Source organism: Flagellimonas aequoris, assembly GCF_003584165.1.
GTDB lineage: Bacteria > Bacteroidota > Bacteroidia > Flavobacteriales > Flavobacteriaceae > Flagellimonas > Flagellimonas aequoris.
In genome coordinates this window covers 267,514-287,071 of the sequence record NZ_QXFJ01000009.1, presented here as the reverse complement: position 1 = coordinate 287,071, position 19,558 = coordinate 267,514, and the positions used below count along the sequence as shown (strand labels likewise).

The 19,558-nt window shown below is 44.6% G+C and carries 16 protein-coding genes; 6 read left to right on the top strand and 10 right to left on the bottom strand.

Annotated elements, in window-relative coordinates; translation table 11 throughout:
• Nucleotides 1–23: 23 nt before the first annotated feature.
• Genes D2U88_RS04005 through nadD form a run of 3 tightly spaced genes read left to right on the top strand, consistent with a single transcriptional unit; the run spans nt 24 to nt 2,065 of the window.
• Nucleotides 24–881: a YicC/YloC family endoribonuclease gene (locus D2U88_RS04005; RefSeq protein WP_119639004.1), complete on the top strand. Its 858-nt coding sequence runs from the start codon at nt 24–26 to the stop codon at nt 879–881.
• Nucleotides 878–1,477, top strand: coding sequence for a guanylate kinase (gmk, locus tag D2U88_RS04000; RefSeq protein ID WP_119639003.1), 600 nt, complete (start codon nt 878–880; stop codon nt 1,475–1,477). The genes D2U88_RS04005 and gmk overlap by 4 nt, the downstream gene beginning before the upstream one ends.
• A 3-nt stretch (nt 1,478–1,480) precedes the next feature.
• Nucleotides 1,481–2,065 (top strand): nicotinate (nicotinamide) nucleotide adenylyltransferase, encoded by a 585-nt coding sequence (gene nadD, locus D2U88_RS03995; RefSeq protein WP_119639002.1) that lies wholly within the window; start codon nt 1,481–1,483, stop codon nt 2,063–2,065.
• 3 nt (nt 2,066–2,068) lie between these two features.
• Here the strand turns inward: nadD and D2U88_RS03990 are convergent, their stop codons facing one another.
• The 3 genes from D2U88_RS03990 to D2U88_RS03980 are packed head-to-tail and all read right to left on the bottom strand — an operon-like array spanning nt 2,069 to nt 6,199.
• Entirely contained in the window at nt 2,069–3,178 is a 1,110-nt protein-coding gene (locus tag D2U88_RS03990; RefSeq protein WP_119639001.1) for a glycoside hydrolase family 130 protein, read from the bottom strand.
• The gene (locus tag D2U88_RS03985; RefSeq protein ID WP_119639000.1) at nt 3,175–3,894 is read right to left on the bottom strand and encodes a DUF6503 family protein; all 720 of its coding nucleotides are present in this window, start codon (nt 3,892–3,894) and stop codon (nt 3,175–3,177) included. Before D2U88_RS03985 ends, D2U88_RS03990 begins: the two co-directional genes overlap by 4 nt.
• Before the next feature lie 31 nt (nt 3,895–3,925).
• Nucleotides 3,926–6,199 (bottom strand): inorganic phosphate transporter, encoded by a 2,274-nt coding sequence (locus D2U88_RS03980; RefSeq protein WP_119638999.1) that lies wholly within the window; start codon nt 6,197–6,199, stop codon nt 3,926–3,928.
• A 148-nt stretch (nt 6,200–6,347) separates the two neighbouring features.
• Here D2U88_RS03980 and dgt point away from each other — a divergent pair, with 148 nt between their 5' ends.
• Nucleotides 6,348–7,706 carry a dGTP triphosphohydrolase gene (dgt, locus tag D2U88_RS03975; RefSeq protein ID WP_119638998.1) on the top strand — a complete coding sequence of 453 codons (1,359 nt, stop codon included), beginning with the start codon at nt 6,348–6,350 and terminating at the stop codon, nt 7,704–7,706.
• On the opposite strand, the gene D2U88_RS03970 is transcribed toward dgt, so the two are convergent.
• Entirely contained in the window at nt 7,703–8,761 is a 1,059-nt protein-coding gene (locus D2U88_RS03970; protein WP_119638997.1) for a DUF3078 domain-containing protein, read from the bottom strand. The two genes, dgt and D2U88_RS03970, sit on opposite strands and share 4 nt — an antisense overlap.
• Nucleotides 8,752–10,563, bottom strand: a complete 1,812-nt coding sequence (dxs, locus tag D2U88_RS03965) for a 1-deoxy-D-xylulose-5-phosphate synthase (RefSeq protein ID WP_119638996.1) — start codon at nt 10,561–10,563, stop codon at nt 8,752–8,754. Before dxs ends, D2U88_RS03970 begins: the two co-directional genes overlap by 10 nt.
• 50 nt (nt 10,564–10,613) lie before the next feature.
• Here dxs and D2U88_RS03960 point away from each other — a divergent pair, with 50 nt between their 5' ends.
• Nucleotides 10,614–11,063, top strand: a complete 450-nt coding sequence (locus tag D2U88_RS03960; protein WP_119638995.1) for a nucleoside deaminase — start codon at nt 10,614–10,616, stop codon at nt 11,061–11,063.
• A 53-nt stretch (nt 11,064–11,116) separates the two neighbouring features.
• Here D2U88_RS03960 and D2U88_RS03955 read toward each other — a convergent pair whose 3' ends face one another.
• The 4 genes from D2U88_RS03955 to aspS all read right to left on the bottom strand — a co-directional run bounded on the left by D2U88_RS03955 (nt 11,117) and on the right by aspS (nt 15,245).
• On the bottom strand, nt 11,117–11,311 hold the full coding sequence (locus D2U88_RS03955) for a cold-shock protein (RefSeq protein ID WP_119638994.1): 195 nt from the start codon (nt 11,309–11,311) through the stop codon (nt 11,117–11,119).
• Between the two features lie 82 nt (nt 11,312–11,393).
• Nucleotides 11,394–11,657: a hypothetical protein gene (locus tag D2U88_RS03950; protein ID WP_119638993.1), complete on the bottom strand. Its 264-nt coding sequence runs from the start codon at nt 11,655–11,657 to the stop codon at nt 11,394–11,396.
• Entirely contained in the window at nt 11,654–13,444 is a 1,791-nt protein-coding gene (locus D2U88_RS03945) for a chloride channel protein (RefSeq protein WP_119638992.1), read from the bottom strand. Before D2U88_RS03945 ends, D2U88_RS03950 begins: the two co-directional genes overlap by 4 nt.
• Nucleotides 13,445–13,490: 46 nt before the next feature.
• Complete coding sequence (aspS, locus tag D2U88_RS03940) at nt 13,491–15,245, bottom strand: aspartate--tRNA ligase (RefSeq protein ID WP_119638991.1); 1,755 nt, start codon at nt 15,243–15,245, stop codon at nt 13,491–13,493.
• A 378-nt stretch (nt 15,246–15,623) separates the two neighbouring features.
• Here aspS and D2U88_RS03935 point away from each other — a divergent pair, with 378 nt between their 5' ends.
• A complete protein-coding gene (locus tag D2U88_RS03935) occupies nt 15,624–15,974 on the top strand; it encodes a toxin-antitoxin system YwqK family antitoxin (RefSeq protein ID WP_119638990.1) in 351 nt (116 codons plus the stop codon).
• 74 nt (nt 15,975–16,048) lie between these two features.
• Here the strand turns inward: D2U88_RS03935 and D2U88_RS03930 are convergent, their stop codons facing one another.
• A complete protein-coding gene (locus D2U88_RS03930; protein WP_119638989.1) occupies nt 16,049–19,555 on the bottom strand; it encodes an efflux RND transporter permease subunit in 3,507 nt (1,168 codons plus the stop codon).
• Nucleotides 19,556–19,558: the final 3 nt, after the last annotated feature.

Here is a 19,558-nt window from a genome sequence, read left to right as displayed (position 1 = left end):
TTTGGCGAAATTTATTCTACTATATGATTCAATCCATGACAGGCTTTGGGAAGCACGTAGTACAGCTTCCTTCCAAAAAAATAACCATTGAGCTTAAATCGCTCAACAGTAAAAGTTTGGACATCAATGCTCGAATTCCACAATCTTATAGGGAAAAGGAGTTGGAATTGCGCAAGATGATTGCCGATGCCCTGATACGGGGAAAGGTGGATTTTGGGCTTTATGTGGAAATTACAGGTGAAGAAACCACGGCCGAAGTCAACCAAGGGGTGGTCAAAAAATACATGGAGCAGTTGGGCAAAATTGCCAAAGGTGACGATATCAAGTTATTGGAGTTGGCCCTTCGTATGCCCGACACCCTAAAAACGGACAAGGACGACATCAATGAAGCCGAATACGAGGCAATCGTAAAGGCCATGAAGGAGGCTCTTTCCGAAATCATGAATTTCAGGAACGAAGAAGGGAAGGTGCTGGAAAAGGATTTTATGGATAGGATAGCGACCTTGAACACTTTGTTGGAAAAGGTGAATGCCATGGACCCTGAACGCTTGGGAACGGTCCGTGAGCGTTTGGAACGTGCGGTGGCCGACCTTCAAATTGAATTGGACGACAACCGTTTTGAACAAGAGCTGATCTATTATCTGGAAAAGTATGACATTACGGAGGAAAAGGTGCGTTTGGCCAATCACCTGAATTATTTTGAGACCACCTTAAAATCCAACGATTCCAACGGAAAAAAATTGGGATTCATTGCACAGGAAATGGGCAGGGAGATCAATACCATTGGCTCCAAGGCCAATTATGCCCCCATGCAGCAATTGGTGGTGCAAATGAAGGACGAATTGGAAAAGATCAAGGAACAAATGCTCAATGTACTATGACGGAAGGAGGGAAACTCATCATATTTTCGGCTCCGTCCGGAAGTGGAAAGACCACTATCGTTCAACATTTGTTGAAACAACCCGAGCTCAATTTGGCCTTTTCCGTATCCGCGACTTCCAGACCCCGAAGGGGCAAGGAAAAACACGGGGTCAATTACTATTTCATGTCGGTTTCCGAGTTTAAGAGACATATTAAGAACGAGGATTTTTTGGAGTGGGAAGAAGTATACCGTGACAATTTTTATGGCACGCTGAAGAGTGAGGTGGAACGCCTTTGGGCCGAAGGGAAAAATGTGATCTTTGATATTGATGTAGTAGGCGGTCTTCGGATCAAGAAGAAATTTCCGGATAAGACCTTGGCGGTTTTTGTGAAACCACCCAGTGTGGATGAGCTGAAGATCAGGTTGAAGAAACGCAGCACCGAAAGCGACGATAAGATCAATATGAGGATTGCCAAAGCCTCTGTGGAACTTGCCACGGCACCGCAGTTTGATAAGATCATTAAAAATTACGATTTGGATGTAGCCCTGAACGAGGCACACCGATTGGTCGCCGAATATGTCGGGGCCAAGATACCGGATTCAAAAGACGAGTAATACATGAAAAAGGTAGGGCTCTTTTTCGGAACCTTTAACCCTATACACATCGGTCACTTGGTCATAGCGAACCATATGGTGGAGTTTTCCGATCTGGATGAGGTTTGGTTCGTCATCACTCCGCAAAGTCCTTTTAAGACCAAGCAAACGCTTTTGGAAGACCATCACAGGTATCAAATGGTATACGAAGCAGTACAGGACTATCCCAAATTAAAACCGAGTACCATTGAGTTCGATCTTCCCCAGCCTAATTATACCGTGGATACCTTGGTGCATCTGGAGGAAAAATATGGGAAGGACCATCATTTTTCGTTGATCATGGGCGAGGATAACCTGAAGAGTTTCCATAAATGGAAAAATTATGAGGCCATTTTGGAACTTCACCACATTTATGTGTACCCAAGGGTTTCCCATGGTGAAGTGGAACATCAGTTTACGGACCATCCCAAAATCATTAAAGTGGACGCCCCCATCATGGAAATTTCCTCCACTTTTATCCGAAAGGCACACCATGAGGGTAAAAATATCCGTCCATTACTTCCCTATGCTGTTTGGAAATATATGGATGAGATGAATTTTTATCGATAGGATTTATTCCGCTTTTGCCGTTACCACCCCTACCATACTGTCCGCAGTACCATAATACAGGAACCAAGTTCCTTTATAGAACACCAATCCCTCCAAAAAAGTAGTACCATCTACATATTGGCCAGATTTTTCAAAAGGTAGTTCAGGTTTGATGAAGGGCTCATCCGTGCGATCGAGCATCTTCCAGGGTTCGTTGGCATCAAAAAGTGCCTGTCCTCCCGTGTAGACCCGATTGCCCAAATCTTTCACCCCTACGTTTTGGGAGTTTCCTGCATTATACAGCACCACAATGCCTTTTTCTGTAATAATTGGAGGTGGGCCCGCTTCAACCAACCACGAGTCAAAATAGCCGGGTCTAGGGCTCAAAACGGGGGCAAGTTTGTCCTCATGGGTTTCAATGGGTTCCCAATGGACAAGATCCGTAGAGCTGGCCAGCCAAATATGGGGTACGCCATAATACATCCAATATTTGCCCTGAATTTTAGCGGCTACCAATTTTCCATTCTTGAGTTCGGTAACAATAGCCCCGGACTTGGTCTCTCGATCCAAATACAGTCCATTCCTATGATCTTTAAATACCGGCCCATGTTTTTCCCAGTGGATAAGGTCTTTGGAAGTAGCGACCGCTAATTTGGGCACTTGGCGGTTCCATTGGGTATAGGTCAACACGTAAAGACCATCTTCCGTTTGAACAATCCGTGGATCTTCCGTGCCCCCGGGCCATTCATTGTGTTTTTGGGCATCCTCGTTGGGATAATAAACTGGACTTGGTCTTTTGGAAAAATGGAACCCATCAATGGAAGTGGCCATACCGATGCGAGATCGGTGACCCCCAATTTCCTTTTCACCCAATTTTTCCTCTGCCCGGTACAATACCACAATAGAATCATCTTTTACTAGGGCAGCCGGATTAAATGTAGCCATGGATTCCCAGTGCGCAACAGTATGGGTAATGGGGTCAATAAAGACAGAAGCTTCATCTTTCTGGAGTACAGGTTGCGCATTCGTGGGGCGCACAAATGGACCCAACATCCAACTTTTTTCCTTGGTCTGGGCCAAAAGGGCCGATGATATCAGGCAAAAAGAAAACAGTAACGGGAATTTTATTTTCATTTGGAATTTTTTTCAAGGGTATCGGTACCCAAATATTTATCATCCTTGTTCACGTACCACGCTCTGGTCTTCGGCATTTTTATACCGTTGATTTCTTCAATACCTTGGAGCAGGATATATTCCCCATCATTTTTGCTTTCGTCATGGTAAAACTGGTAAACTTCCATGGCAAAGGTCTTCGGATCAAAATAGAAATACCATTCATCACTGCCGACTTTAGCATCATAAGTGACGTTCAACACCAAATATTCCTTGCCTTTAAAGGTCTTTTTCTGAACCTTGGGATCTAGATGGGTGCCGGGGTCTTTCAATTTCATGGGAAGCCCGTATAGATAAGTGTAATAATCTTTCATAAAAGTGCCACGATTACAGTCCAATCGGAATTTTTTGGCATCCTCCTCGGAGATTTCATCGCTACCGTTCAGGCTGATCTCACAGGAACCATCCTTTATTTTATAGGTATAGGTATCATCCCCTTGTTCTACATCCAAGATGAATACATTATGGGGAAAATCCACGGAAATGGTACTGGTGCGCTTTGGTTTTTCCGGAGTGGTCATCACCACTTTGAAAGTAGTGTTCAGGCCTCCCCAATTGCCGTGGGGATCGTGGAACGATAGGGCCTTTTCCAATACCTGACTGGCTGTAAGCTGTGCCTTAACCCCATAAACCGAGGTGAAAACCACAACAAGTGTAGCGAGAAAAAATCTTTTCATATCAAACTAATGTGATAGGAAAGATAATACTTTATTTCTTCTCGATCTTCGCTGGGGCAACGGTACTGTCATGCTCGGCATAGTACAGTTCCAAAAGGTCCATCATGGCCGTGATTAAATCCTTGCTCTCCAATAGGAGCGAGAAATAGAGGGTGGTGTTCTTGGGGCTGGATTCCTCGGTTCTGGTCCTGGAAACCTGACGGTCTATTTTTTGGGAGACCATGTCGTAAAGCTCCTGTTTGGAGTTCAAAATAGCCCCAATTTGTTGAAAAGACCGCTCCTCGAACGCTTTTTGGGTCTTGTCAAAAATCTCCTCAAGTTTTTGGTCTATTTCCTTGAGCTCCTTGATTTGGTTGTACTTGAGCTTTTTATGATTGTTGTTGACGTGATTGAAACTCACTTTGCCAATATATTCCAAAGATTGGGACATATCGGTGAGGTGACCCATGGCATTGATGTAAAAATTACTGGCCCCCACATGGGCTTCATCCAAATTCTTGATAAAATAGAATGTATGGTTCCTTAAATCGTCAATTTCCTCCGAAAGTTTGTTGCCCTGCTTTTTGTTTTTCTTCAAAAAGTCCAAATCGTGTTTTGCCAATCCATTGATGGAATTGGAATAGATCCTGTTGCTTCGTTTTACCACATTGGCAATGTTGGCGGCACTCTCCTCGATCACTCCCTGTATGGAACTGCTCTCCGCACGACGCAAACTGTCCTCTGCCTTGATTTCTTTCGATTTTTTGTTGTGCGACATATAATTGCGGAGCAAAATGGCCGCAGCGGCCACGAGCATCAGTGCCAGTGCAATAAATTTACCCAAGAACAGGATGTAGGCAATAATGGCTGAAGCGATAAAGGCACTAAGTGCTGTAAAGAACCAGCCACCGATAACATTCAATACCCCGGCAACCCTATAAACGGCGCTTTCAGCCCCCCAAGCCCTATCCGCCAAGGAAGTTCCCATGGCCACCATAAAGGTCACATAGGTGGTGGACAAAGGCAATTTCATGGATGTAGCAAGGGAAATAAGGATACTGGCCACCATCAGGTTTACCGAGGCACGTACCAAATCAAAGGCTGGCATGTCCTGTACCTTGCTTTTTGGCACGTAGGTATAGGGAATAACGAACTGTTTGTCTATCCTGCTCTGAAGTGCAGGTGGAATAACTTTGGAAAGGGTTTCAAATGCGGCAATGCTAAGCTTTACGATTTGGCGGGATAAGTAATTGGGTTGAAAACGTTCATCGCCTTCATCCTGTCTTGCAAGATCCACACTGGTCTTAACGACCCCTTTTGCTTTGGACGAAAACCAAAGCGTGATGATCATTACGGCTCCGGATAACAATAACAAAAGCGTGGGGGTTCGTACTGCAGCAGAAAGCCCGCTCATATTGAAATCTGCGGGTGCAATGCCAGAAACCTGCCAATCTTGATAAGACTGCAACGCGGCAATAGGTACCCCAATAAAGTTGACCAAATCATTCCCGGCAAACGCCATGGCCAATGCAAAGGTTCCAAAACCAATGACCAACTTGTAAATGTTCACTTTTCCCATTGTGGCCAATAGATATGAACTCACGGTCCAAAAAGCGAAGTTGCCCAACAGAAAAAGTTCTGGCTGGGTTGCCACAAAATCGGAGATGGCACCGTTAAACAGTGCAGCACTCTTCAGTCCTTTCACCAAGATGAAATATACGATGGCCGTAATGGCCAAGCCACCAAAAATGGACTCGATCCATTTGGTCTTTGATTTAAAATCGAAAGAAATCCATACCCTCGAGACAAACTGTACCAGTGCCCCTACGGTAAATGCAATGAAGACGGACAATAATATGCCAAAAATGATTTCGGCGGCCTTGTCGGTATTGATATAAGTGGCCAAATCGGAGAAACCTCCTTCTGTCTTGGCAATCTTGAAAAGTGAAATGGCAACCGAGGCACCCAACAACTCAAATACAATGGAAACAGTAGTGGAGGTAGGCATTCCCAAAGTGTTGAAAAAGTCCAAAAGCAGGATATCGGTGATCATGACCGCCATGAATATGAACATGATCTCTTCAAAAACAAACTCACCAGGGTTGAATATCCCTTTTCTCGCCACTTCCATCATTCCACTGGATGAAACGGCACCAAAGGCAATCCCGATACTGGCAACTATCATGATGGTCTTAAAGGACAGTGCCTTGGAACCGATAGCGGAGTTTAAGAAGTTAACGGCATCGTTACTAACGCCGACCACCAAATCGGTTATTGCCAAAACTCCAAGAGCAACAACCATGAAAATGTAGATATTCTCCCCCATTCTTTCAGAAATATGACAAAAATGCCATTATAAATCCGCAATCAGGTTAACAAAATGTTACCAAATACTCCTTTAAAAATATCAATATTTTCCATGCGGAAAGCATAGGTTCTTCTTTTAATATATCTTCGCCACAAATGAACGCACCATGAACTGGGAACGGTTACTTTCTTTAAAACGCCACGGAGATACTGCAAAACGATTGCGAAAAGAACAGAACGAGACCCGTTTGGGCTTTGAAGTGGACTATGATCGTATCATTTTCTCATCGGCATTCCGTAGCCTGCAAGACAAGACCCAGGTAATCCCCATGCCCATAAGTGTGGGGTCCAACAAAGATTTTGTGCACACACGCCTCACCCATAGTTTGGAGGTTTCCGTGGTTGGCCGGAGCTTGGGTAGGATTGCCGGACAACAGATTTTGACCAAATATCCTTCGCTGGTTGAAGTACATGGGTACCATTTCAATGATTTTGGGGCCATTGTGGCCGCTGCGGCCCTGGCACACGATATTGGCAACCCGCCTTTTGGACATAGCGGGGAAAAGGCAATCGGGAATTTTTTCAAGCATGGAGCAGGAGCTAAGTACAGGGAAGTCCTATCAACGGAAGAGTACCAAGACCTTATCGATTTTGAAGGCAATGCCAATGGCTTTAAGTTGTTGACGGAATCTAGGGGAGGTGTTCCGGGCGGCCTCAGGTTGAGTTATGCCACTTTGGGAGCGTTCATGAAATATCCCAAAGCTTCATTGCCCAAAAAACCGTCCAAACATATTGCCGATAAAAAGTTCGGATACTTCCAATCCGAAAAGGATTTTTTCATGGAAGTAGCCAACGAAATAGGGTTGCTTTCCAATCCGAACAACCCTGGAACAGGGTTTTTCAGGCATCCGTTGACGTACTTGGTAGAAGCTGCGGATGACATCTGCTATACCATTATCGATTTTGAGGATGGTATCAATTTAGGTTTGGTTCCCGAAGAATATGCCTTGGAGTACTTGATCAATTTGGTGAAGGCGAACATCAACACCAAAAAGTACAATGCCATGACCAATTCGAGTGATCGATTGAGTTACTTAAGGGCTTTGGCCATCAATACGTTGATCCAGGATGCGGTCGATGTGTTTGTGCAAAACGAGGACAAGATCATGCAAGGGGGATTTGATGCCGCTTTGTTGGACAAAGGAAAATACCAGGCCCAGGTTGAGGACATCATCAAGTTGAGCGTGGACAAAATCTATCAATCAAGCGAAGTGGTAGACAAGGAACTGGCGGGCTACAGAATCATTTCCGATCTTCTGGGAATATATACTTCAGCTCTCATCAATGCCAAACAAGGGCACGCTACCAATTATGACAAATTACTGATCAAAAGCCTGCCGGAAATCTATCGGGATACCGAAACATCGATTTATAAAATCCTGTTGGACACCAGTTGTTTTGTGGCCAGTCTTTCGGACAGTGCCGCAGTGCACATCCATGATAAACTTACTGGAAGAAAGGTCTAAAAATTGTAAATAATCCCGAGTCCCAATAATTGTTTGAACTGAATTCTGGAGATACCTGGGTCTATTACATTGCCCTCATCATCGACCACTTCATCAAACTTGATGTCGTCGTCAAAAATGAGATGGGTCCCAATACTGGCATTGATGTGGTCGTTGACCTTCAGGTTAAAGTTCACTTCCCAATCCACGTCGATGTTCCCGAAACTTCGCACGTAATCGGTATATAGGTTTATCCGATGGTTCATCAACACATTTTTCATTACCTCTTTTTCCCAAGTGTTCGTGATGAGGAAACCGAGTTCCAAAAACACATTTTTTCCTTTGTCCACACCAAAAGCACCTTGATTGGATAGCGCTTCATCCATAACAAAGGTAGATTTCATGGTGGCCGGCGAAATGTACAGGTTGAACTTGTCGTTTGCCGGGATGTACGAAGTACCCATACCTACATAGAGATACCCCGGAGACATGAACCGTGAGATGGGATTGTCCCGATCCGGATATTTAAAACCGTTGGAAAACTGGGTATTGAAATTGGCCTTTACGGAATAGTACCAACTGGTGATGGTGTCTTTCCTAAAACTGATGGTGGAAGAAAGCCTAATCTGGTCGTCCGTTTTTCTGAGTTTTCTCCCTTCTTGGGCATTGAGCCCGTACCGTAGCTGCGCTTCGTTGTTCCAGTTGAGATACCGGAACTTGTAGTTACGGGCAAAGTTGAAACTTGCCAATGCGGAAACCGAATTATCACCCCCTGCATTCCAGTTTACAAAGGAAACCTCGTTGATGTTGAGGCCAAACTGGTTGACTTTTTTCCAAAAAGAAGTGGGTTCAAAACGCTTGTACCATTTGCGTAGCGGTTTTACCCGGTTCAGAACGGCCCTCGGATCCGTGAGTTTGGCACTCCTGGGCAGGTATTTCAATTTTACGTCCTTGATGCGGACAATCTTGAAACCGGCATTTACACTGTCCGGTTCAAATACTTTCAGTCGGGTTATTTGTGCACTTGCAGAAAAGGAAACGGTAAGAAAGAGAATCAGAAAACAAGTTATCCGCATTGGTCTAAGGTTGATTGTATGTAAGAAAACAGGGCATCAAAATCCATACCAGCCAGTTTTTGGGTCTCGGGTATTGTTCCATGTTCAACAAACCGATCGGGAACGCCAAAAATTTTAACAGGTTTGGAAAACCCTTCTTCATTTGCAAATTCAAGTACCGCAGATCCAAACCCTCCCATTTTGCATCCATCTTCCAAGGTGATTATCTGCTCATATTTTTCAAAAATAGTACGTAGTGTGCTTTTGTCCAATGGTTTTACGAACCTCATATCAAAATGGCCCACTTCTTCAGGCTTGTCCAAAGCACCGATTAAACCTTCCACTTCATTTCCCAAATGGCCAATGGAAAGGATGGCTAACTTGGAACCTTCTTTTAAACATCTGGCGGTTCCGATTTCAATCCTTTCGAACTTATTTCGCCAATCAAGGTTTACCCCACGACCCCTTGGATAGCGGATGGCAATGGGGCCATCAAGCCCCAACTGGGCGGTGTACATGATATTTCTCAGTTCCATTTCGTTCATGGGGGCAAAGACCATCATATTGGGAATGCATCTTAGGTATGCGATATCAAAGACACCGTGATGCGTGGGGCCATCCTGGCCTACCAGTCCGGCACGGTCCAAACAAAAGATCACAGGGAGTTTTTGAAGTGCGACATCATGGATGACCTGATCATAGGCCCGTTGCAAAAAAGTGGAATAAATGTTGCAAAAAGGGATCAATCCTTGGGTTGCCATCCCTGCTGCCAAGGTAACGGCATGTTGTTCGGCTATGCCAACGTCGAATGCCCTATCCGGCATTTTATCCATCATGAACTTTAACGAACTTCCTGTTGGCATGGCTGGGGTAATGCCCACAATCTTGTTGTTCTTTTCCGCCAGTTCTACCAAGGTATGTCCGAAAACATCTTGGTATTTGGGAGGTTCAGCACCGTTGGATTTTTTTACCCGTTCCCCGGTACGTTTGTCAAATTTTCCCGGAGCATGGTATACCACCTGCTCCTCCTCTGCTTTTTTGAGGCCTTTGCCCTTGGTGGTGATAATATGCAACAATTTAGGGCCTGATACTTTTTTTAACCGTTCAAGTTCACCAACAAGCGTTTTTACGTCATGCCCGTCCATGGGTCCTGAGTAGTTGAGGTTGAGGCATTCGAAGATGTTCTCGTCCTTGGCGGTCCCAGCTTTTACATTGGTGAGGTATTTTTTCAGTGCTCCGACACTAGGGTCGATGCCGATGGCATTGTCGTTCAAAATGATGAGGGCATTCACATCGGTGACCCCCAAATGGTTCAATCCTTCAAAGGCCATGCCGCTGGCAATGGAGGCATCGCCTACCACGGCTACATGTTGCCTGTCGGTATTACCTTTCAATTTAGAAGCCATTGCCATACCCAAAATAGCGGATATGGCGGTTGAGCTGTGCCCTGTTCCAAAATCATCATAAACACTTTCGCTGCGTTTCGGAAAACCGCTGATGCCCCCTAACTGTCGATTGGTGTCGAATATTTCCTTTCTACCCGTCAAGATCTTATGACCGTATGCCTGATGGCCCACATCCCAGATGAGTTTATCGTTTGGGGTGTCGAACACATAGTGCAGGGCAATGGTCAATTCCACAACTCCTAAACTGGCCCCTAGATGACCTTCTTTTGTGGAAACAATGTCGATGATAAATTCCCGAAGTTCCTGGGCAAGTCGGGGCAGCTCATCCAAGGTTAATTTTTTGAGGTCGGCGGGGGAATTGATATGTGATAGCAATGTTTCCAATGGACAAAAAACAAAAGTACCGATTCTCTCCAAAATTTTTTTATGCGTAGCTTAGCCATGTCTTCAAAATTTTAAAAATTATCGTGGAAAATCCGTTCGATGACACCTATTTTATGAAAAAGGCCTTGCAAGAGGCCGAAATTGCATTCGAAAATGGGGAGGTTCCTGTGGGTGCCGTGGTGGTAGTGAACAATAGGATCATTGGAAGGGCACACAACCTTACGGAACGTTTAAAAGATGTTACGGCCCATGCTGAAATGCAGGCCATTACGGCGGCTTCCAATTTTTTGGGAGGAAAATATCTTCATGGCTGTACCCTCTATGTTACATTGGAACCCTGCCAGATGTGTGCAGGAGCCTTGTATTGGAGCCAAATTTCGAAAGTGGTATATGGGGCCGCCGATCTGGAGCGTGGTTTTAATGTGGTGGGGGGACATCTTCATCCCAAGACCGAAGTAATTAGCGGAATATTGGAAAACGAGGCATCCGAATTGTTAAAAAGGTTCTTTATCCAAAGAAGGAACCTCAACTAAATAAAAAACCCTGGCAGCGCCAGGGTCCTAAAACAAATCAAAATAAAATATTGTTATCCGATTACCTTCACTTTTGCGGCAACCACACCTTTTCTTCCTTCTTCTTCAGAGTATTCTACTTTGTCACCTTCGTTCAGTTCCACTCCGTTCAATGCCGTAACATGAACGAAAATGTCTTTTCCTGTTTCGTCGTTGGTAATGAAACCGTAACCTTTGGAGTCATTGAAAAATTTTACTGTACCAGTCATTAAAAAAAAATAAAATGTTAAAACACGAATGTAGGATTTTTTATGGCCCGTTGGATGAATTGAAGATTAAATCTTTTGAAAATTATTGAGTATCAGTGTTTTTACGTTCATTATTTTGCATTTTCTTAATATTTTCATTGGTGAGCATGTAATCTTTCATGTTTTTGCCCCTACTTTCTGTAAATAAAAAAAGGGGCATGGCCACTAAAAACAGGCCTGCAGTACCCCCGCCAATAAATTTCTGGGCCGTTACGGGGTCTTTCTCCTCAATGTTCAAGCCATAGATAATGCTGGTCAATGCCGCTATGACCAAGAGTAGAACGATATATCTGAAGATGATTTTCATTGCGTATAGTTGATGAGTTCCCTACGGTAGGCGGTAAGCAATTTTGATTTGGAAATAAACCCTTCATATTTTCCATCTTTTACCACGGGTAGGTTCCATGCACCACTATCCTGAAACTTCTTCATTACATCGGCCATTTTATCCGTATCCAGGTCGATGATGCTCGGTGGTGTCTGCATCACATCGGTGGCCAACACTTTATCGTACATGGTCTGGTCGAACATGATGGGTCTGATGTCATCCATCAGGATGATACCCAACAAAGTGCCTTTCTTTTCATGGACCACAGGAAAAATATTTCGTGTGGATTGGGTGACCACTTTGTGGACGATGTCACCCAGATTCATTTTAGGGTAAACGGGCAAAAAATTCTTTTCTATCACCTTGTCCATTTCCATGAACATCAGCACCGCATGGTCTTTATTGTGGGTAATGAGTTCGCCCTTACGCGCCAATTCCATGGCATAAACGGAGTGTGGGTGTACATAGCGTGCCAGCGCATAGGAAATGGCGGCAGTGACCATCAACGGAATGAAGAGCTCATATCCTCCGGTTACCTCTGCAATAAGGAAGATGGCCGTTAGCGGGGCATGCAATACACCGGCCATAAGCCCAGTCATGCCCACCAAGGTAAAATTACTTTCCGAGACCATGTTTTTGAAAATTCCCAAATGGTTGATGAACTTGGCCACACAATTACCCATAAGACTTCCCATAAAAAGGGTAGGGGCAAAAATACCGCCAACACCCCCTGCACCAAAGGTGAGGGCACTGGCCACGATCTTAAAGGCCACAAGTCCTGCCAAAAGCAAAATGACCACCCAGCCGTTGTTCAGGTCAAGATTCAGGAAGTTGTTCTCAAGAACAGCATCGGTGTTGCCCTGTACCAAATTGTTCATCGTATCGAAACCTTCACCATATAGGGGGGGGACCAAAAAAACCAATACCCCGATGACCACCCCACCTAACATCAATTTTTGAATGGGAGAGCCAAGTTTGTCAAAAAAGTTCTGTATCCGTGTATACACCTCGGTAAAGTAAATGGAAGTAATACCTCCGAACAGCCCCAATACCATATAAAAGGGTACATCTGCAATAGTAAAACCATCTACGATCTTAAAGGGCAACAAGGCATCATCCCCAAAAAAGAAATAAGAGGTGATAATGGCCGATATGGAGGCCAGCAACAAAGGCAGAAGCGATGCAAGGGTCAAATCCAAACTGAAAACCTCGATGGCAAATACGATGGCGGCAATGGGTGCCTTGAAAATGGAGGATAATGCACCGGCAGAAGCACAGCTAATCAACAGAATCCGTGTAGCGTGGTTCAAGTGCAAGGCACGGGCAATGTTGGAACTGATGGCAGCACCTGTGGCCACCGTTGGTCCTTCAAGTCCCACAGAACCTCCAAAACCAACGGTGATGGGGGCGGTGAGGATCGAACCGAACATTTGATATCTGGCCATAATACCCTTTCTTTTGGAAATGGCATATAAAGTGGAAGGGATGCCGTGGCTTACCTTATTCCTGATGACGTATTTGATGACGAGATACACCAAGGTCAAGCCTATGATAGGGAAAACAAAATAAAAGGCATGATGATATTCCTGTACCAATCTACCTTCCATAAGATGTTGGAAGAAATGCGTCAGGTTTTTTAGTATAACGGCCCCCATTCCGGAAGTGAAGCCCACAAGAATGCTCAAGATGGCCACAAATTGCCTATGAGAGATGTGTTTGGCCCGCCAAACCAAAAATTTTGTCAACCAAGATTTTTTATGTCCCATTGATCCAAAGGTCAAAAAAATCCCGATAACAATCGGGATTTGAAGTTTATGAGGTATGTGTCAATTTCAAGTGCAATTCATCCAGTTGTTCTTGATCGATATGGGCAGGCGCATCGATCATTACGTCCCTTCCGCTATTGTTTTTAGGGAATGCGATAAAATCACGGATGGTTTCCTGTCCGCCTAAAATAGCCACCAATCGGTCGAGTCCAAAAGCGATACCTCCATGGGGAGGTGCTCCGTATTGGAAGGCATCCATCAAAAATCCAAACTGTGCCTTGGCCTCTTCCGGGGTAAAGCCCAAATGTTTGAACATGGTCGCCTGTGTCTCCTTGTCGTGGATCCTGATGGAACCACCGCCTATTTCATTTCCATTCAGCACCAAATCATAGGCATTGGCCTTTACCGCACCGGGGTTGGTTTCCAATAATTCCAACTGACCGGGTTTTGGCGATGTAAAGGGGTGGTGCATGGCATGGTAGGTGCCCGTTTCATCATCCAGTTCCAACAAGGGGAAATCCACTACCCAAAGTGGGGCGAATTCGTCAGGTTTTCGTAGACCCATTTTGTTGGCCAGTTCCATTCTCAAGGCACTTAATTGTGCACGGGTAGCATTGGCATCACCGGATAGCACACAAATAAGGTCTCCAGGTTTCGCACCTGTCACTTCCGCCCATTTAGCTAAATCCTGTTCATCGTAGAATTTGTCCACGGATGATTTATAGGTGCCGTCCTCATTGTATTTTACGTAAACCATCCCCTTGGCGCCAACTTGTGGCCGTTTTACCCAATCGATTAGGGCATCAATTTCCTTTCTGGTATAGGACGCTGCGCCTGGCACGGCAATACCTACTACCAACTCGGCCGAATTGAAAACCCCAAAATCCTTGTGTTGGGCCACGGTATTCAGTTCGCCGAATACCATTCCGAAACGGATGTCCGGTTTATCATTGCCATAAAGTCTCATGGCATCGTCAAAGGTCATTCTAGGGAATTTGTCGATTTCGACACCTTTGATTTCCTTCAACAAATGTTTGGTCAGTCCTTCAAAAGTGTTCAGGATATCCTCTTGCTCCACAAAGGCCATTTCACAATCTATCTGCGTGAACTCGGGTTGCCTGTCCGCGCGGAGGTCCTCGTCCCTAAAGCATTTCACGATCTGGAAATACTTGTCCATTCCGCCCACCATCAACAACTGTTTAAAGGTCTGGGGGGATTGGGGCAGGGCATAAAATTGGCCCTCGTTCATGCGGCTGGGCACCAAAAAGTCCCTCGCACCTTCAGGGGTGGATTTGATCAGATATGGGGTTTCCACATCCACAAAGCCCTGGTCGGACAAATATTTTCTAACCTCCATACTCACCTTATGTCTGAAGATGAGGTTGTTTTTTACCGGGTTTCTTCGGATGTCCAGATAGCGGTATTTCATTCGGATATCCTCTCCGCCATCCGTTTCATCCTCAATGGTGAAAGGAGGTAAAAGGGATTTATTGAGAATGGTGAGTTCGCTTACCAACACCTCGATGTCCCCAGTGGGGATATTTGGGTTTTTGGATGCCCTTTCTATCACTTGGCCTTTGGCCTGAATAACGGTTTCACGACCCAGCTCACGGGCCTTTTCCAAAAGCTCCAACGCGGTGCGGTCCTCATCCAAAACCAATTGGGTTATGCCGTAACGATCACGAAGATCTACCCACACTACAAAGCCTTTATCCCTGACCTTGTGCACCCATCCACTTAAAATAACCTCGGAACCGATATCAGATGCCCTTAAAGCACCACACGTATTGCTTCTGTACATGATGTTTGTAATGAGAGGGCAAATTTAATAGGAATAGCATTATTTATTGCTAGTAAACCTTTTTTTCTCGTTATCGGGAAAAATATTTCTGACGGATTGATTTTTTAACGTCCCATACAAGGATTATTTACATAACTTAGAATTTACAATAAATTTACATTGAAGTTCTTTTTGACTGGAATATGTGTCAAAATTATCGACAAAAGGAGGATTGCTCTAGTTTACTGAATGCTATAAATATCTATTAATCAATTACTTAAATTTTTAATGTTAATTCAATGTAAATTAAAAGTTACCTAAATATTTATTTAACGTAAAATATATGTATATTTGTTACGTTGTCTAATAGTATTAACCATTTAAAATCCCAATAACGTGATGAAAAAAGCAGTATTTCTTTTGGCGGTGATGTTTACGGTAGGTATATCTGCACAAGATATCAAACCTACTTTTGAAAAAGATGGTAAAATGGTAAAGGCTACTTATTTTCACGATAATGGAGAAATCGCCCAAACTGGCTTTTTGTTGAACGGAAAGCTACATGGGGATTGGGTGATGTTCAATAATGAAGGAAAAAAGATAGCTACAGGTCAATACATGAATGGTAAGAAAACCGGAAAATGGTTCTTCTGGGAAAATGATGTATTGAAGGAAGTGGATTTTACCGACAACCGAATTGCAAACGTTAAAAACTGGAGCCAAGGCGAAGTCGTCTCTGTGAACCAGTAATTAAATCAGTGTTTAAGAAAAAGCCCCGACCTATTAGGTCGGGGCTTTTTTTGTTGGGTACCTTTTGGAAGGTTTTAGGCAGTTGCTGTATTCACTGCTTTGCGCTCTTCCCTTGCTAATTTTCTTTTTCTGATCCTGATCTTAAGCTTGTACACCAAACTGAATAGTATGGGCACCACTACCAAGGTCAAGAACGTGGCCACGAACAATCCGTAGATCACGGTCCATGCCAAGGGTCCCCAGAATATTACGTTGTCCCCACCAAAATAGATGTTCGGGTCAAAGTCGCTCATCAAGGTGAAGAAGTTGATGTTGAACCCTGTGGCCAACGGGATCAATCCCAAAATGGTGGTGATGGCCGTCAACAGTACAGGTCGCAACCTGGCCTTACCACCTCTTACCACGATTTCTGTGAAATCTTCCATCTCCAACAGTTCGTCCTCGTCCATATCGAGTTTGTCCTTTCTTCTATCGATTAACAGTTGGGTATAATCCAACAGTACCACCCCGTTGTTCACCACAATACCTGCTAGGGAAATGATTCCCATCATGGTCATCATGATCACGAACGCACTTCCCGTGGCCACCAATCCGCCAAATACCCCGATCAAACTCAGGAAGATGGCAAGCATGATGATGCCTGGCTTGGAAATGGAGTTGAACTGGAAGATCAAAATGAAGAAGATCAAGCCCAAACCGGTAAAGAAGGCTCCCATCAAAAACTGAAATTGGTCTTTTTGTTCTTCAATTTGTCCGGTATAGTCGATTTTGATACCCGAAGGGAGGTTTTCAAAATCGTTCATTTCTTCTTGAATTTTGCCAACAACGGCAGCAGCATCAGTAAAACCTGGGGCCAAAGCGGAATACACGGTCACCACCCTGCGCACATCACGGTGTTTGATGGCGTTGAACCCGGTACTGTTCACCTGCTTGGTCACTGCGGAAACAGGAACTTCCTTGATCTGACCTGAAGAAGGATCCCTGAAGGTTATCCTTTGATTGAACAGGGCACTGGTGTTATAGCGGTCTTTCTCGTTAAAACGGACATAGATGTCATAATCCTCTCCATTTTCTTTGTAAATACCTGCCTTGGACCCAAAGATGGAACTTCGCAATTGCTGGCCTACCTGACCTGTAGCAACCCCTAGTTCCCCAGCTTTTTTACGGTCCACGGCCACCAACATGGAAGGCTTGGATTTGTTCACATCGATTTTGAGCTCATCAATACCGGGAATGTTTTTGGTATTGATAAAGTTCCGCATTTCTTCAGCGGTATTGATCAACTCCGTATAGTCATCTCCTTCCAGCTCAATGTTGATGGGATAACCTACTGGAGGACCCACCGCATCTTTTTCCACAGAAATGGCCACCCCTGGGTAAACATCTTTCAAGGCTTCCTGTACTTTTCTGAGCAACTCGTTACTGTCGGCACCTTCACGATATTTGAATTCCCGCATGGTAGCGGTTATTTTTCCACGGTGGGGCATCTCGGCGGAAGATCCACCATCGGTCTGTGGGTTTCCGGCACCTTCACCCACCTGCGAAACCGCACTTTCGGTCATAAAGTTGTAATCCCCGTGCATGTAGGCATCCGAATTGATGATGCCATACACTTTATTCTCAATGTCTTTGGTAATTGCATTGGTCTTCTCAATATCGGTCCCTTCCGGATATTCGATATACACGATTATCTGGTTAGGCTTGTTATCAGGGAAGAACTCCACTTTGGTCCTTTGGCTTCCCACGGAAATACCAAAACCAACGAAAGAGATCAAAAGCAAAACCAAAGTAGTGATCGCTATTAAAATAGGTCTTTTACCCGCCAAGGCGAAACGCAAGGTTCTTTCGTATAGGTTTTCCCACTTGGGGAGGATGTTTTTCTGGAATCCATTGGCCCATCCTCTCAAGAAGAAGCGATATACCCACAGCATGATGGCGGTTACCACCATTACCGTTCCTAAACCACGGTAACTTCCTCCAAAGAAAATGATCAACAATCCAATTACGGCAACGATGGATGTAATACGAATGATTTGTTTCAACGGCATTTCTTTGTCCTCGGTGGTCATGTATCTTGACACCAATACCGAGTTGAAGAAGATGGCCACGAAGAGGGACGATCCCAATACAACGGACAGGGTTATCGGGAAATACATCATAAACTGCCCCATGATACCTGGCCAAAGACCCAGAGGAACGAAGGCTGCTACGGTGGTCAAGGTGGAAATGATGATCGGGAACGCGATTTCACCGATACCTTTTTTGGCAGCCTCGATTCGGGACATGCCTTCCTCATCCATCAAACGGTACACGTTCTCTACTACCACAATACCGTTGTCCACCAGCATCCCCAATCCCATGATCAAACCGAATAAGATCATGGTGTTCATGGTGTAACCCATTGCGTTCAGGATCATCAGCGACATGAACATGGACATCGGGATTGCAAACCCTACAAACAAGGCGTTCTTGAACCCTAAAAAGAACATCAATACTCCGACCACCAAGATGATACCGAAGATGATGTTGTTCACCAAGTCATCTACTTGGCCAATGGTTTTGGTAGATTGGTCATTGGCAATAGTAATTTTCAAGTCTTGTGGGAACACGTTCTTTATGGCATCATCCACGATAACTTTGATCTGTTCCACAGCGGCGACCATGTTCTTACCTGAACGTTTCTTTACGTCGAGCATTACCACAGGTTCACCAAATTCCCTGGCATATGTGGTCTTGTCCTCTTCCTTGAAGGTCACTTTTGCAATATCCTTCAGGTAGATGGGATTTCCATTTTCGGACTTCACCACAAAATTTTCCAGATCTTTGGGTTTGTCGATCTCACCTACGATCCTGATGGTTCTCCGTTGGCCACTGGCGATAAGGTTACCGGCGGACATGGTCATGTTTTCATTGCTGATGGAACCGATCACATCGTTGAAGCTGACCTTGGCGGCCATCATTTTATAGATGTCCACGGCTACTTCCACTTCCTTTTCCTGGGCGCCCCGAATATCCACCTGTTTGATTTCCTGTAATCCTTCGATCTCATCTTCCAGATATTCCCCATACTCTTTGAGTTTGTCCACGGGATAGTCCCCAGAAATATTGATGTTCAGGATGGGCATTTCTTCGGAAAGGCTTAGGTCGAAAACATTGGGTTCTACTTTCGCATCGTTAAAAGTAGGCCAGTCTTCACCGGCGGTTTTGGAATCCACTTCGTCCTTCACTTTTTGAAGGGCCCCTTCCACCGAAATGTTCTCATCAAACTCCACAATGATCATGGAATAATCTTCTTGGGAGGTAGAGGTGATCTCCACCACGTTGCTCACGGTTTTGAGTTCTTCCTCCAACGGGTCCGTAATCAGTTTTTCAATATCTTCGGCGGTGTTTCCAGGATATATGGAGCTGATGTATATTTTGGTTTCCTTGACTTCTGGGAAGCTTTCCCTGGGCATGCTGAAATATGCCATGGCGCCAAGGATAAGGATTACCACGATCAACACATACATGGTGGTTTGGTTATCGATGGCCCATGAGGACAAACCAAACTCCTTATCTACTTGCTTTTTTTGTTTGCTCATATT